Below are 13,749 nucleotides of genomic sequence, written 5' to 3' on the forward strand. Positions count from 1 at the left end.
GTCAACACCTGAACCCGATCGTCAGTCGATCACACGGTCGGCCCGAAGAGCGATGGTCGATGGCAGGGAGAGATTCAGCGCCGTCGCTGTGCGTCGGTTGACCACCATCTCGATCGTCGAGGGCATTTCGATCGGCAGGTCGGCTGGCTTCGCCCCCTTGATGATTCTGTCGACGAAGTACGCCGAGCGCCGGTACGCGGCGAGCAGGTCCGGTCCATACGACACCAGAAATCCGCTCTCGGCATAGGGAGCCCAGCCCGCCGCGCTCGGAATCCGGTTCTTGAGAAAGAACCGGGCGAGCGCCGATCGCTGCGAGTTGGTGAGCGCGTCAGGAAACACGACCGCCCCCTCGGCGCGCGAAGCGACGACGGCGGGGAGCGCCGCGTCGAGCTCCGCCGGATTGCGGACCGGATGGTAGGAGACCCGGATTCCGAGCCGTTCGGCCGCCGCCTTCGACGCCGCGAGCTCTCGGGGCTCCCCAGGGTGGCCCGGATTGGCGATGATCGCGACACGGCCAAGACTGGGCACTATCTCCTTCAGGATCTCGATCCGCTTGCCGACCAGGTCGAGGGAGAGAAGACACACCCCGGTCAAGTGGCGACCTGGACGCGCAAAGCTCGTCGCCAAGCCTGCCGCGATAGGGTCACCGCTGTAGACGAAGGCTGTGGGAATCGCCGGTGAGAGGCGCTCCGCCTGACGCGCCGCCCCGCCCTGCGTTACCAGCACCTCGGGCTGCATAGCAGCCAACTCGAGGGCGAGCCGCTCGGTACGTTCGGGGGAGTAGTCGCCGAAGCGAGCGTCGAGGACGAGGTTGCGCCCCTCATGGTAGCCGAAGTCGCGGAGCCCCTCGCGAAACGCGTCGAAAGACGCCTCCGTATCCGCCTTGCTCCCTGCTGCAAGCCACGCGACCCGATGTGCCCGGGTGGACTGCGCCCATGCGAGACTGCGTGCCGAAGCGAGCGCGGAGCCTGCCAGGAGAAGAAGTCGACGCCGGTTCATGTGGTTAGGCCCTCCGCGCGAATTCCAGCGACCTCGGAAAGGAGCGTAGGGCATCCAACGTGCCTGCGCAACCGCTCATCGCAGGCTCGGTTGACCCTCGCGCGATGCGGCGGTAGCATCCATTACCGCATGCCCTTCGCGTACTTCCAGCGGCTGACGCGGCGCCAGCAGGGTATCTACCTGCGGAGCGACAAGATCACGGGCGTGCCGCTGCCGGGGGCGGCGGCGCTGCGGCCCCTCGTGGCGGAGCTGGGCGCGGCGCTCGAAAGTGGGGATCGCGGGCTGACCGAATCGGCGTGCCAGCTGCTCGCGGGCGCGATAGCGCGGGCGCTCGGGCTGCCGCCGGTGCGCGTGACGGTGCTGGCGGCGCGGCCGCACGCGCGCTGGGGTGAGCTGCACGGCCTCTACGAGACGGCGAATCGGCCGGGACAGCCGCCGACCATCACGCTCTGGATGCGGACGGCGCGGCAGAAGCGCGTCGTCGCCTTCCGGACATTCTTGAGGACGCTGCTCCACGAGATGGGGCATCATCTGGACTACACGCTGCTGAGGCTGGGGGACTCGCTGCACACGCAGGGCTTCTACCAGCGGGAATCGCACCTCTTCCATCAACTCGTCACCGACGGAGGTCCCGGCATGGCCACTCTCGAGGAACAGCTGGCGCGCATGGAGCGCACGGTCAACGACTACGCGGCCGCCATCAAGGGCGTGCCCGACGCCAAGCTGTCGAAGCGGCCGGACGAGAAGAACTGGTCGGCGAAGGAAGTCGTCTGCCACGTGCGCGACACGGAAGAATCCTTCATGATCCGCTTCCAGAGCGTCATGGCAATGGACGAGCCCAAGTTCCTGGGCATCGAGCCCGACCGCTGGGCCATCGAGCGCCAGTACGCGCGAAACGACGTGGAGGAGGCGTTGGCGGCCTTCAAGACGCGGCGGGATGACACGCTCAAGTACCTTCACGGGCTCAAGCCCGAGCAGTGGGAGCGCGGCGGCATCCACGCTACGCGCGGGAAGATGACCGTGAAGGACTTCGTCGAGCTCATGGCCTGGCACGACGACAACCATCTCGACCAGCTCAAGCGCGCCCTCGACGGCAAGGCCTAAGGACCCGCCCGGCTCACACGAAAGGAGACCCACCATGATGCTGAAGCTCCGCACCCGCAAGGCGCTCGTCGCAAGCATCGCCGCCCTGGCCCTGCTCCTGACCGCCGGCCTCTACGCGATCGCGCAGCAGGCGATGGAAGAGAGCAAGCGCGATCGGACGGTGGGCGTTCCGGGCGGCAAGTACTATTTGCTGCCCGCCACGCTCGAGACGACCCAGTGGGGCTGGCTCGATCCCAACGAACCGCCCAAGCTCGTCGTCAAGTCGGGAGACACCGTGGCCGTCGAGACCATGATGCACGCTCACAACAAGGTTCAGCCCGGCACCACGATGGAAGAGATCATCGCGCTCCGGAAGGCCAACCCGGGAGGCGGGCCCCACTCCGTGACGGGCCCCATCTACGTGGAAGGCGCCGAGCCCGGCGACGTGATGGAGATCCGCTTCCTCAAGATCACGCCCAAGGCCTTCGGCATAAACTTCAACCTGCCGGGCAAGGAGTTCCCGACGATCGGCGCGCTCGCGTCCGAGATGCCCGACGGCTTCGTGAAGTACTTCTACCTCGACTGGGACAAGCGCCAGGCCGAGTTCAAGCCGGGCGTCATGATCGATCTTCAGCCCTTCCCCGGCACGTTTGCCGTCGGCATCGACCCCAAGGACCCGTCGCCTCGCAAGGGCGGCTCGACCGATCCGATGGCGCCCGTCTCCACGCTCCGGCCCTGGAAGAACGGCTCGAACATGGACATCAACGAGATACAGGAAGGCTCGACCCTCTTCATCCCGATCTTCGTCAAGGGCGGGCTCGTGTGGACCGGCGACTCGCACTGCCGCCAGGGCAACGGCGAGGTCAACCTGACGGCGCTCGAATGCGCGTACCGCGAGATCGTGATGCAGCTCATCGTCCGCAAGGACATGAAGCTCGAGTGGCCGCGCATCGAGACCAGGACCCACTGGATTGCGACCGGCTTCGACGAGGACCTCAACAAGGCCATGGTCAACGCGGTTCGCGAAGCCGTGGATATGCTGGCCGCCCAGAAAATGGTGCCGCTCAGCCGGTACGAGGCGTACTCGCTCGTGTCCATGGTCGGCGACTGCCGGGTCAGTCAGGTGGTGGACGTCCGCAAGGGCGTGCACTGCATGATCCCGAAGTCGGTCTTCACCGCCAAGAAGTAACCGCTGTGCTGCGGGCGCTTCTCGGCGCCTGGCTCGTCTTTTGGGTCGTCGCGGCTGCGTGGGTGGCCGCCACTCCCGCGTGGGGCGGCGGCCCGCTGGCCGTCGTGGCGACCTCGACCGACCTCAAGGCGCTGGTCGAGGAGGTCGGCGGGGACCGCGTGCGCGTCGAAGCGCTCGCCCCGCCGCTCGCGGACCCGCACGCGGTCGAGATAAAGCCGGGGCAGATCGCCGCGCTCCGCGGCGCGGCGCTCCTCGTCCGGGTCGGTCTCGACCACGAGCCGTGGCTGGCGGGGCTGCTCCGGACCCTCGGCGACTCCCGCTTCGGTCCGGGCGGCGCGAACATCCTCGACTGCTCGAAGGGCATCGACCTTCTGCAGGCCGATACCGCGCGGGTCAAGCCCGAGCGAGGCGACCATGTCCACGGCTTCGGCAACACGCACTACTGGCTCGATCCTGAAAACGCGCGGCCGATCACCGCGGGCATCCTGGAAGGGCTCGTGCGCCTCGCCCCAAGCGATCGCGCGTACTTCGAGTCGCGCCGCGCGGCCTTCCTCAAGCGCCTCGACGCGGGGCTCAAGCGCTGGACGGAGGCGATGGGTCCGTATCGCGGCACAAAGGTCGTCGTGGTCCACGAGAGCTGGCCGTACTTCGCCAGGCGCTTCGGCCTCCAGATCGTGGCGGCCGTCGAGCCCGTGCCTGGAGTCCCGCCCCCTCCCGCCTACCTGGCCACACTCACGAGGCAAATGAAAGACGCGAACGTGCGCGTGCTGATCGTCGAGCCCTACTCGAGCGCCGCGCTCGTCGCCCGCGTCGCGTCGCTGAGCGGCGCCCGCGCCGTGACGCTCGTGGCCTCGGTCGGCGGCGCTCCCGAGGCCCGAGACTACCTCGCCCTCTTCGACCTCGACGTGGCGCGCCTCGTCGAGGCGCTCCGCGCCCGCTGATGCTCGAATTCCTCTGGCTGCCCTTCCTCGCGTGCCTCGTGCTGACGGGCATCCACGTGTACCTCGGGCTCCACGTCTTGGCCCGCGGCGTCATCTTCGTGGACCTGGCGTTGGCGCAGGTCGCCGCGCTCGGCATCACGATCGCCTTCCTCGCGGGCCATCCGATCCAGAGCGAGGCGGCCTACTGGTACGCGCTCGTCTTCACCGTCGGCGGCGCCGCGCTCTTTTCCCTGACGCGCATCCGCCGCGCGGTCGCCATCCCGCAGGAGGCCATCATCGGCATCGTCTACGCGGTCTCGGCGGCGCTCACCGTCCTGGTCGTGGACCGCGCGCCGCAGGGCGCGGAGCACATCAAGCAGCTCCTCGTCGGAAGCATCCTGACCGTCACGCCCGGTGACGTGGGACGGCTCGCGCTTCTGTACGCCCTGCTCGGCGCGCTCCACGCGGCGATTCGCCGGCCTCTCCTCGAGATCTCGTTCGACCCCGACGGCGCCGCCGCGCGGGGGCGCGCCGTGCGCTGGTGGGACTTCGCCTTCTACCTGACCTTCGGCGTCGTGGTGACGAGCTCAGTGCGCGTGGCGGGCGTCCTGCTCGTCTTCTCCTACCTGATCGTTCCCGCCGCCGTGGGCGCGCTGCTGTCAGGCTCGGTCACGGGCCGCCTTGCCATCGGGTGGACCGTCGGCGTGATCGTGAGCACGCTCGGGCTCTGGGCGTCCTTCGCCTGGGACCTGCCGACAGGCGCCGCCGTGGTCGCGACCTTTGGCGCTCTCATGGCCGCCGTCGCGTGCGCGCTCGGCTTCCTGGCGCTCGCGCGGGGCGTGAGAGAGCGCGGCTGGGAAGCCCTGCGCGGCATCGCCATCGTGGCGAGCGCGGCCGTCGGGCTGGCGGGGATCCTGCTCGCGGCCTTTCCCCGCATGGACCACCATTGGCTCGATTGGATCGAGGAGGCGGTTCCAGGTATCGAACGGGTCTTTCTCACGCCGGGAGAGCGCCAGGCCTGGCGCGACAGCCGAGAGGCGCTCGAGCGGGGAATGGCCGAGCTCCGGCGGCTCAAGACGCTGGAGGTCGACGTCCAATGGGGGCGGGCGAAGGTCACCATGGAGCAGCAGGAGCGGCTGCGCCAGTTCCTCGCCTCCCGCGGTGAGATCACGGCCGGCGACCGCTTCGTGCTGAAGACACTCCGGAGTCGCGCCCGCGAGCGTCAGCGGCTCTGGCTCGGGCTGCCGCTCCTCGCGTTGGGAGTGGCGGCCGCGGGCGCGCTCTTGCGAGGGTCAGGGCTTGCTTTACGGCGTTGAAGTGCTAGATTGCGAAACCTCACCTCTCAAGGAGGGCATCATGGACCAGGGGCTCACACGTCGCGCGTTCGTGATCCACGTAGGCGCTGCAGCCGCGCTTTTGGGGCGCGTCGTCCCGTCCGCCGCTCAGACCTCGCCAGGGCCGGTGGCCGGCAAGGACAAGCTGATCGTGCGGAGCCCCCGTCCGATCAACCTCGAGACGCCGCTCAAGGACTTGGGCGCCGACATCACCCCGACCGATCTCTTCTTCGTCCGGAACAACTACGACGGGCCGGAGATCGACGCCAGCCAGTACGTGCTCAAGGTGGACGGAGACGTGGACAACCCGCTGACCCTCCGCCTGGACGATCTCAAGCGGATGGAGCAGATCACCCAAACCATCACGCTCGAATGCGCGGGCAATGGGCGCAGCTTCTACTCTCCCAAGGCCCCCGGCCTTCAGTGGGAGAACGGCGCGGTGGGCACCGCCGTCTGGAAGGGGGTGCGGTTGTCCGATGTCCTGCGCCTGGCGCGCCCCGGTCCCGGCGCCTCCCACGTCGTGCCGGACGGCAATGACGAGCCCCCGACGCCTCAGGCGCCGGACTTCATCCGCAGCCATCCCATCTGGAAGGCGATGGAGCCGCACACGATGATCGCCCTCGAGATGAACGGCCGGCCGGTGTCCCACCTCCACGGCGGCCCCGCGCGGTTGATCGTTCCCGGCTGGATCGGCTCGGCGTCGCTCAAGTGGCTGGTGCGGCTCACGCTGGCGGACAAGGAGTGGGACGGCCCATTCATGCAGCGGAGCTACCGCTCCCCACGGGTCGAGGATCCCAAGCAGACCTATTCGCTCCAGTCTCTCGAATGCAAGTCCCTGATCATGAGCCCGCTCGACGGCGCGAAGATGGCGGCCGGGGCGCAGATGATCCAGGGGTACGCGTGGGCGGGAGAAGGCTCCGTCACCGGCGTGGATGTCTCCCTCGACGGCGGCAAGACGTGGGCGCCGGCCGCGCTGAGCGGCGCGGCGCACCGGTACGCCTGGCGCCGGTGGGAGCTGCCATGGACGGCGGCCGCCGGCGCGCACACCATCATGGCGCGGGCCACCGACTCGCTCGGCCGCGTGCAGCCGGGCGGCAAGGCGCGCGATCCGCAGGGCTACCGCTGGAACGTGATCCACGCCGTCCGGGTCGATGTGGCGTAGCCGTTTCTCACGAGCCCTGGCAGCGCTGATCCTCGGACTTACCCTGGGCTGGAGTTGGAGCTGGAGCGAGCGAACGGGCGGGAGCGCGGGTCTGCCCAGCCTCTCGGCGCAGGCCGCGAATCCCTTGCCTCGAGACCGCGACCAGCAGATGGTGAGCGGGCGCTGCATCATCTGCCACAGCCTCGAGATGATCGCCCAGCAGCGCCAGACGCGCGCCGAATGGGCAGTCATCGTGGATCGGATGATCAGCTACGGCATGCCGGTCGGGCCGGGTGACAGGGAGCGGATCCTCGCCTACCTCACGAAGCACCTCGGCCAATGACGGCGGCGACGTCATCCATGCTTCCGCCCTAGCACAGGTGGTCAGAAAGCCGCGCCAGCCTCGAGCGTGGGCAGATAGTGGGGCGCGTCGGGAAAACCGATGGGGCGGATCGCCGGCAGCGTGACGCCGGCCTCGCGATAGGCCGCCATGAAGGCCCGGAGCGTCTCGGCGTCGCCGACGGCGCCCAGACCCCGTGCGAGGCGGTCGTCCACGGCCGCGGGACCAGGGCCGGCGCTCCAGGCGGCGATCTCGGCGCCGAAGCCGGACTTCTCCAACATGGCGCGGTAAAAAGGCAGGGCCAGGTAGCGCGCGAGCTCACCCTTGAAGGCCGCCGCAGCCGCGACGCGGTCAGCGGTCACCGCCGCCGGTACCGAGGCCACGATCTCGAAGCCGTCGAGCGCCTTGCCGGCCCGCTCGCGCCCGCGGCGGATGGCGGGTACCGCGTGCTCGCGGATGTAGGCAGGGGTGCAGAGCCAGAGCACCGCGCCGTCGGCGATCTCGCCGGCGAGCTCGAGCATCGCGGTCCCCAGCCCCGCCAGGTAGATCGGCGGCGGCGGCGGCAGCCGCGGCACCCCGCTCTGCCACGCCACGCGATAGCGCGGCCCCGCATGGTCGACGCGGCTCGTGAACGCCTGGCGCAGAACCGCGACATATTCGCGGACAACCTCGAGCGGCCGGCCCATGTCGAGGCCGAGGGCGCCTTCCATCATCGAGCGGTGACTCACGCCGATGCCGAGGCGGAGCCTGCCGCCCGAGACCTCCTGAAGCGTCAAGGCCTCCTGGGCCAGCACCACCGGGTGGCGCGGATAGATCGGGATGACGCCCGTGCCCAAAGCGACGCGGGGCGCGGCGTGCGCGTACGCCGCCAAAACCTGGAGCCCGTCGCGCCCGAGGCCGTGGGTGACCCAGACGCTCTCGTAGCCCGCTCCGTCGGCCCGCCGGGCGAGGTCCACGGCCGCGGCGAGATCGGCGCCGGGAGAGAGGAAGATCGCGGTACGCGGCATGGCGCTCAGCGTCGCGGCGCCACGCCGAGGGTGGCCAGCTGGGCGCGGAGGTCGTCGCCCTTGTCTTTGCTGAAGAGCACAGTCTGCATCCCCACCTGCCGCGCGGCTTCGACGTTGGTGTCGAGGTCATCGACGAAGACGCACTCGCGGGGCTCGAGGCCGAGCCGCTCGGCCGAGAGGAGATAGACGGCGGGCTCAGGCTTGGCCATGCCCACCTCGGCCGAGCAGACGATGTCGTCGAAGAGGTGGTGGATGCCGATATCCCCCTCGAGGCGCTCGCGCAGCGAGATGTCGGCGTTGCTCAGGATGGCGAGCTTGTAGGAGGGGCGGAGCTCGCTGACGAGGCGGAGGTTGGGCTCGATGGCGCGCTGGGAGGCCCGCCACTCCTCGTGCAGCGGCGGCAGCGGCCTGCCCGCGCGCGCCTCGAGCATTCCATGCGCGGCCGCGAGCCATGCCTGCCGATCGCCGCGGCCGCGCTCGACGGCCTCCCACGCCCCCGTGCGGTAGAGCGTCTCGAAAACGGACGAGCGGGGCAGCCCGTGCGCGTGGTCGAGCTGGCGAGCCACGTCCCAGCACATGTCCCAGAGGACACCGCCGAAGTCGAAGATGACACCGCGCAGACTAGTACTTGCCCTTGGCAGCGGGGGACTTCGTGGGATCCGGAGGTTTCACGGACGGCCCGATGTCGCCGCCCAGGGAAGCCCAGCCGCGCTGCTTCAGGCACTCTTCGTCGAGCTTCTTCTTCTTGTCGGTGCACGCCAGGCGGTCGCGCTCGAAATCCGCGGCCGTGTAGTCCACGTTGGGCTTGTACCACTGCCTGTCGGGCTCCGACGACGAGCACGCCGCAAGCGTGAGCGCCGCGACGGGGAGGAGGAGAATCAGGCGCCTCATGCCCGGCATGATACCATGCCGCCGAAATGCTCGACACGACCATAGCCGGCAGCCTGCCCAAGCCCGCGTGGCTCGCCGCGCCGAAGACGCTCTGGGCGCCGTGGCGCCTCGAGGGCGCGGCGCTCGACGAGGGCAAGCGCGACGCCGTCCGCCTCGCCCTCCGCGACCAGGAGGAGGCCGGCATCGACATCGTCACCGACGGTGAGCAGACGCGGCGCCACTTCGTCTGGGGCTTCGTCGAGCAGCTGGACGGCGTGGACTTCTCGAAGATGGTCACGATCGGCATCCGCGCCGACCGCTACAAGGCAGATGTCCCGACGGTGACGGCGCCGCTCCGCCGGCGCGGCCCGATCCATACCGACGAGATCCGCTTCCTCCGCGGGGAGACGCGGCGCCCGGTCAAGTTCACGATCCCGGGACCCATGACCATCGCCGACACCATCCACGACGCCCACTACGGCAGCCGCGCGAAGCTCGGCATGGCGCTGGCCGCCCTTATCAACGACGAGGCGCGGGAGCTCGCCGCGCTCGGCGTGGACGTGATCCAGCTCGACGAGCCGGCCTTCAACGTCTACATGGACGAGGTGCGCGACTGGGGCGTCGCCGCCCTCGACCGCGCCGTCGAGGGCCTCGCGTGCAAGACGGCGGTGCATATCTGCTACGGTTACGGCATCAAGGCCAACACCGACTGGAAAAAGACGCTCGGCGACGAGTGGCGACAGTACGAGCTGACCTTCCCCCTGCTGGCCAAGAGCCGCATCGGCGCGGTCTCGCTCGAGTGCGCGAACTCGCGCGTGCCGATGCCGCTGATCGGCCTGCTCGGCGGCAAGGACGTGCTGGTGGGGGCGATCGACGTGGCGAGCGACAGGGCGGAGACCCCGGCGGAGGTCGCCGCCGTGATCCGCGAGGCTCTGAAGCACGTGAAGGCCTCGCAGATCTTCCCCTGCACCAACTGCGGCATGGTGCCGCTCGACCGCGAGCTCGCGCGCGCCAAGCTCCGCGCGCTCGGCGCCGGCGCGGCCCTCGTCCGCCGCGAGCTCGCCTAGCCCTGCCGCGCATGGACTTCCTCTACGGCGTCCTCACCGGCGCGTACTCCATGGACGTGCTCATCCAGTGGGGCGGCTACATCCTGCTGGTCTCCATCGTCTTCACCGAGACCGGGCTCCTGGTTGGATTGTTCCTCCCGGGGGATTCCCTCCTGATCACGGCGGGGCTGCTGGCCGGCGCGGGGAAGCTGGACATCTGGTGGCTCAACATCCTGGTGATCGCGGCGGCCATCGTCGGCGATAGCACGGGCTACGCCATCGGCGTGCGCCTGGGCCCGCGCATCTTCACGCGTGAGAAGTCGCTGCTGTTCGATCCGAAGCACGTGGTGCGGACCCAGCGCTTCTACGAGAAGTACGGGCCCAAGACCATCGTCATCGCCCGCTTCGTGCCGATCATCCGCACCTTCGCGCCCGTGCTGGCCGGCGTGGGCGCGATGCGCTACCGGCGCTTCCTGACCTACAACGTGGCGGGAGGGATCGGCTGGGTCGCGTCGATGACCTGGGCGGGTTATCTCCTCGGCCAGACCGTGCCGAACATCTCGAAGCACATGCACGTGCTCGTGATCGTCATCATCGTGCTCTCGTGCGTTCCCATCGCAATCGAGATCTATCGAGAGCGCCGGAAGACCGCCAGGCGACTCTAGTTCTCGGTTAGTAGCCGACGGCGGCGCCGTCGCTGCGGGGGTCGGAGCCGCCGAGCTTCGCACCGGTCACCGGATCGATGGTGATGCCGTGAGCGTGGCCCGCCAGCTCCTCCCACGACGGCCAGCGGTTGATCCGGTGGCCGCGGCGCTCGAGCTCGGCCATCGTTGCAGCCGGGAAGCGGCCCTCCATGTTCAAGAGATCTCGCGGGTCGCCAAGGACGAAGCGTCCGGCCAGCCAGCGCGGAGATTGCACCGCCTGCTGGATGTCGAGGCCGAAGTCGATCATGGCGGTGTAGGCCTGCATGTGGATCTGGGGCTGGCCGTCGGCGCCCATGCAGCCGAAGACCTGCCAGAGCGCATCGCCCTTGAAGGCGAGCGAGGCGATCAGCGTGTGGAGCGGGATCTTGCCCGGCTCGAGCCGGTTCGGATGCGCGGGGTCGAGCGAGAAGTACGCGCTCCGGTTCTGGAGCACCACGCCCGTGCGCCCCGCCACCATCCCCGAGCCGTAGATGCCGTAGACGCTCTGGATGAACGAGACGGCGCTGCCCTGGGCGTCCACGGCGCAGACGTAGACGGTGTCGCCGGCGAGGCTGCCGGAAGACGGCACGCGGTCCCACGGGAGCGCCCGCGCCGGATCCATGAGCGCGCGGCGCTCATCGGCGTACGCCTTCGACACGAGCCGCGCCACGGGCACCTTGACGAACTCCGGGTCGGCGATCAGCCGGTCGCGGTCGTGAAAGGCGATCTGCTTGGCCTGGACGAGAAGATGGACGACGTCGGGGCCGAGGGGGTCGAACCGCGAGAGATCGTAGGGCTCGAGGAGGTTCAGCATCTGGAGCACCGAGAGCCCCTGGGTCGGCGGCGGCGTTTCGTAGACGGTGACGCCGCGATAGTTCGTCGAGGCGGGCTCGCCCCAGCGCGCGCGCTGCTCCGCCAGATCGCGCTCGGTGAAGAGGCCGCCCTGCTCGCGGGAGAAGCGCGCCATCTCCCGCGCGGTTTCGCCCTCGTAGAAGCCCGCGCGGCCGAGCGCTCCAATCCGCTCGAGCGTCAGCGCGAGATCGGGGTTGCGCAGGCGCTGCCCCGCCCGAGGCGGCCTGCCTCCCGGCAGAAAGATCGCGGCGGCCTCCGCGCTCCCGGCAAGGACGCCGGCCGTCGCCTCGGTCCACGCGGCCAGCCGCTCGGTGACGGCAAAGCCGTCGCGCGCGTAGCCGATGGCCGGCGCGAGATCGCGCGCAAGCGGGAGCCGGCCGAGCGCGGCGTGCGCCTCGCACCAGCCGGCCACGGCTCCGGGCGTTGTGAGCGTGGCGGGGACGACGCCGCGAAACGGGATCTCAGCGAGCCCGCGTCGATTGAACCAGTCGAGCGTGCCGGAGGCGGCCGCGCGACCGCCCGCGTTCAGGAAGCGGACGACCGCACGCTCGGCGTCCCAGATGAGCCAGAACTGATCGCCGCCGACGCTCGTCATGTGGGGATAGATGACGGACAGCACCGCGCTCGCGGCGATGGCGGCGTCCACGGCGGAGCCGCCGGCCTTCAGGATCTCGACCCCGGCCTCCGAGGCCAGCGCGTGCGGGGACGACACCATGCCGTTCCGCGCCATCGTCACCGGCCGGCCCGTCTCCACGTCCGCCTCCTTGCGTGGACCGCCTCGCGCATGGTAGAAGCCGGGCAAGGATAGCACGGCCACCTTCCAACGAAGAGAGGACGGCATGCCCACAGCGCGCGTCAACGGCGTCACGCTCTACTACGAAGAGACCGGCAGCGGCTTCCCGCTCATCTGGTGCCACGAATTCGGCGGCGACTACCGCTCGTGGGAGCCGCAGGTGCGCTACTTCTCCCGCCGCTACCGCGTCATCACCTGGAACTACCGCGGCTACCCGCCCTCCGAAGTCCCGCAAGACCCCGCCGCCTACCGCAACGAGATCCTCGTCGAGGACCTGGCCGGGCTCATGCGCCACCTCGGCATCGAGCGCGCGCATGTCGGCGGCTTGAGCATGGGCGGCAACATCACGCTCAACTTCGGCATCGCCCATCCGGAGATGTCCGAGAGCCTCAGCATCTGCGGCTGCGGCAGCGGGACGTTGGGGCGTGAGACCTTCCTGGCCGACGGCGAAAGGAGGGCGCAGCTATTCCTCACCGAGGGCATCGAGGCCAAGGTGCGGAGCTTCGCCAGGCTCGCCTCACGGCGCGGCTTCGCCGAGAAGGACCCGCGCGGCTGGGCCGAGTTTCTGCGGCAGGTGCGCGACCACTCGGCCGTCGGCTCGGCGCACATGCTGCGCGGCGTCCAGATGAAGCGGAAGACGATCTTCGAGCTCGAGCCCGAGCTCCGGCGTCTCGAGGTGCCGTCCCTCATCGTGGTGGGCGACCAGGACGAACCCTGCCTCGAGCCCGGGCTCTTCATGAAGCGCCACATCCCCCACGCGGGGCTCGTCATCCTGCCGATGACCGGGCACACCGCGAACATCGAGGAACCCGGGCTCTTCAACCTCCACATCGCCGAGTTCCTCGCCGCCGTCGAGAATGGCCGCTGGGGCACGTGGAAAACCGAGAAAGCGGCGCAAGGGTAGAGGAGCCCCCGCATCCGTTGCCCCCTCACCCTTGTATCTTGCAGGGAGAGGAGAAATGATACGCAAAGCTATCAGCGCCCCGGCCTGATGCTCGAGAATAGCGGCCGGAGTGATGTGCCCTCCGCGCCGCGTATGGGGGCGCGCTGGCGGCGAGCCGGACGCCTCGGCGAGGACACCCGCGAGGCGCAGGCGGTGCTCGAGGAAGCGTATCTCGGGCTGGATGAGCCCGGCCAAGCCTGGTCGATGGCCCGCGCCGTGCGCGATGCGGCGGAAAAGGCCGGGAATCAGCTCGATCTTGCCTCCGCTCGCGCCGCGAAGGTCCGCAAAGGGCTTGAAGGAAAAGCCCTTTTCTTCCCGTCCGAGATTCAGTAGAATCGCGACCAGCGATTTCTTGGCCCATGCCCCCCCGTGAGGGGCCGGTTGAGGAGAATGCGGATTTAACGAAACCTCGACAAGGAGGATGTGACGCTATGGCCAAGCCACGGGCTCACGCGTATCTGGTGGTGCCTCTTCTCGCTCTCACCCTTTTCCTCGTGGGGTGCCCGAAGCGGCCCGCCACTACGGGGGCTGTAGCCCCGGCTCCCTCGG

The 13,749-nt window shown here is 69.3% G+C and carries 15 protein-coding genes; 10 read left to right on the forward strand and 5 right to left on the reverse strand.

The window, feature by feature from the left end:
- Positions 1 to 21: 21 nt before the first annotated feature.
- Positions 22 to 1,053, reverse strand: coding sequence for an ABC transporter substrate-binding protein (locus tag VGV06_08225; protein ID HEV2055144.1), 1,032 nt, complete (start codon positions 1,051 to 1,053; stop codon positions 22 to 24).
- A 75-nt stretch (positions 1,054 to 1,128) separates the two neighbouring features.
- Here VGV06_08225 and VGV06_08230 point away from each other — a divergent pair, with 75 nt between their 5' ends.
- From VGV06_08230 to VGV06_08255, 6 genes are all read left to right on the forward strand, one after another.
- Positions 1,129 to 2,103, forward strand: coding sequence for a DinB family protein (locus VGV06_08230; protein ID HEV2055145.1), 975 nt, complete (start codon positions 1,129 to 1,131; stop codon positions 2,101 to 2,103).
- A 34-nt stretch (positions 2,104 to 2,137) separates the two neighbouring features.
- Positions 2,138 to 3,271: an acetamidase/formamidase family protein gene (locus tag VGV06_08235; protein HEV2055146.1), complete on the forward strand. Its 1,134-nt coding sequence runs from the start codon at positions 2,138 to 2,140 to the stop codon at positions 3,269 to 3,271.
- A 5-nt stretch (positions 3,272 to 3,276) separates the two neighbouring features.
- On the forward strand, positions 3,277 to 4,212 hold the full coding sequence (locus VGV06_08240) for a metal ABC transporter substrate-binding protein (protein ID HEV2055147.1): 936 nt from the start codon (positions 3,277 to 3,279) through the stop codon (positions 4,210 to 4,212).
- A complete protein-coding gene (locus VGV06_08245; GenBank protein ID HEV2055148.1) occupies positions 4,212 to 5,507 on the forward strand; it encodes a metal ABC transporter permease in 1,296 nt (431 codons plus the stop codon). The genes VGV06_08240 and VGV06_08245 overlap by 1 nt, the downstream gene beginning before the upstream one ends.
- Positions 5,508 to 5,547: 40 nt before the next feature.
- The gene (locus VGV06_08250) at positions 5,548 to 6,687 is read left to right on the forward strand and encodes a sulfite oxidase (protein ID HEV2055149.1); all 1,140 of its coding nucleotides are present in this window, start codon (positions 5,548 to 5,550) and stop codon (positions 6,685 to 6,687) included.
- A gap of 124 nt (positions 6,688 to 6,811) precedes the next feature.
- Positions 6,812 to 7,009: a hypothetical protein gene (locus VGV06_08255; protein HEV2055150.1), complete on the forward strand. Its 198-nt coding sequence runs from the start codon at positions 6,812 to 6,814 to the stop codon at positions 7,007 to 7,009.
- A gap of 41 nt (positions 7,010 to 7,050) precedes the next feature.
- Here VGV06_08255 and VGV06_08260 read toward each other — a convergent pair whose 3' ends face one another.
- The 3 genes from VGV06_08260 to VGV06_08270 are packed head-to-tail and all read right to left on the reverse strand — an operon-like array spanning position 7,051 to position 8,904.
- Positions 7,051 to 8,013, reverse strand: coding sequence for an LLM class flavin-dependent oxidoreductase (locus tag VGV06_08260; protein HEV2055151.1), 963 nt, complete (start codon positions 8,011 to 8,013; stop codon positions 7,051 to 7,053).
- 5 nt (positions 8,014 to 8,018) lie between these two features.
- The gene (locus VGV06_08265; GenBank protein ID HEV2055152.1) at positions 8,019 to 8,672 is read right to left on the reverse strand and encodes an HAD family phosphatase; all 654 of its coding nucleotides are present in this window, start codon (positions 8,670 to 8,672) and stop codon (positions 8,019 to 8,021) included.
- Positions 8,635 to 8,904, reverse strand: coding sequence for a hypothetical protein (locus tag VGV06_08270; protein HEV2055153.1), 270 nt, complete (start codon positions 8,902 to 8,904; stop codon positions 8,635 to 8,637). The genes VGV06_08265 and VGV06_08270 overlap by 38 nt, the downstream gene beginning before the upstream one ends.
- A 26-nt stretch (positions 8,905 to 8,930) precedes the next feature.
- Here VGV06_08270 and VGV06_08275 point away from each other — a divergent pair, with 26 nt between their 5' ends.
- Positions 8,931 to 9,950, forward strand: a complete 1,020-nt coding sequence (locus tag VGV06_08275; protein HEV2055154.1) for a methionine synthase — start codon at positions 8,931 to 8,933, stop codon at positions 9,948 to 9,950.
- 11 nt (positions 9,951 to 9,961) lie between these two features.
- Positions 9,962 to 10,594: a VTT domain-containing protein gene (locus VGV06_08280; protein ID HEV2055155.1), complete on the forward strand. Its 633-nt coding sequence runs from the start codon at positions 9,962 to 9,964 to the stop codon at positions 10,592 to 10,594.
- A 7-nt stretch (positions 10,595 to 10,601) separates the two neighbouring features.
- On the opposite strand, the gene ggt is transcribed toward VGV06_08280, so the two are convergent.
- Positions 10,602 to 12,218, reverse strand: coding sequence for a gamma-glutamyltransferase (gene ggt, locus VGV06_08285; GenBank protein ID HEV2055156.1), 1,617 nt, complete (start codon positions 12,216 to 12,218; stop codon positions 10,602 to 10,604).
- Between the two features lie 85 nt (positions 12,219 to 12,303).
- On the opposite strand from ggt, the gene VGV06_08290 reads away from it, so the two are divergent.
- A complete protein-coding gene (locus VGV06_08290; GenBank protein HEV2055157.1) occupies positions 12,304 to 13,161 on the forward strand; it encodes an alpha/beta hydrolase in 858 nt (285 codons plus the stop codon).
- An 87-nt stretch (positions 13,162 to 13,248) separates the two neighbouring features.
- A complete protein-coding gene (locus VGV06_08295) occupies positions 13,249 to 13,533 on the forward strand; it encodes a hypothetical protein (protein ID HEV2055158.1) in 285 nt (94 codons plus the stop codon).
- Positions 13,534 to 13,749: the final 216 nt, after the last annotated feature.

The sequence above is a fragment of the Candidatus Methylomirabilota bacterium genome, from assembly GCA_035936835.1.
In the GTDB taxonomy this organism is placed as follows: domain Bacteria; phylum Methylomirabilota; class Methylomirabilia; order Rokubacteriales; family CSP1-6; genus AR37.

Bases quoted from the DNA above. Each gene is read 5' to 3' on its own strand.
- VGV06_08235 (HEV2055146.1), top strand. From the start codon at position 2,138: ATGATGCTGAAGCTCCGCACCCGCAAGGCGCTCGTCGCAAGCATCGCC.
- VGV06_08260 (HEV2055151.1), bottom strand. From the start codon at position 8,013: ATGCCGCGTACCGCGATCTTCCTCTCTCCCGGCGCCGATCTCGCCGCG.
- VGV06_08270 (HEV2055153.1), bottom strand. From the start codon at position 8,904: ATGAGGCGCCTGATTCTCCTCCTCCCCGTCGCGGCGCTCACGCTTGCG.
- VGV06_08280 (HEV2055155.1), top strand. From the start codon at position 9,962: ATGGACTTCCTCTACGGCGTCCTCACCGGCGCGTACTCCATGGACGTG.
- VGV06_08295 (HEV2055158.1), top strand. From the start codon at position 13,249: ATGCTCGAGAATAGCGGCCGGAGTGATGTGCCCTCCGCGCCGCGTATG.
- VGV06_08245 (HEV2055148.1), top strand. From the start codon at position 4,212: ATGCTCGAATTCCTCTGGCTGCCCTTCCTCGCGTGCCTCGTGCTGACG.
- VGV06_08230 (HEV2055145.1), top strand. From the start codon at position 1,129: ATGCCCTTCGCGTACTTCCAGCGGCTGACGCGGCGCCAGCAGGGTATC.
- VGV06_08275 (HEV2055154.1), top strand. From the start codon at position 8,931: ATGCTCGACACGACCATAGCCGGCAGCCTGCCCAAGCCCGCGTGGCTC.
- VGV06_08225 (HEV2055144.1), bottom strand. From the start codon at position 1,053: ATGCCCTACGCTCCTTTCCGAGGTCGCTGGAATTCGCGCGGAGGGCCT.
- VGV06_08250 (HEV2055149.1), top strand. From the start codon at position 5,548: ATGGACCAGGGGCTCACACGTCGCGCGTTCGTGATCCACGTAGGCGCT.
- VGV06_08290 (HEV2055157.1), top strand. From the start codon at position 12,304: ATGCCCACAGCGCGCGTCAACGGCGTCACGCTCTACTACGAAGAGACC.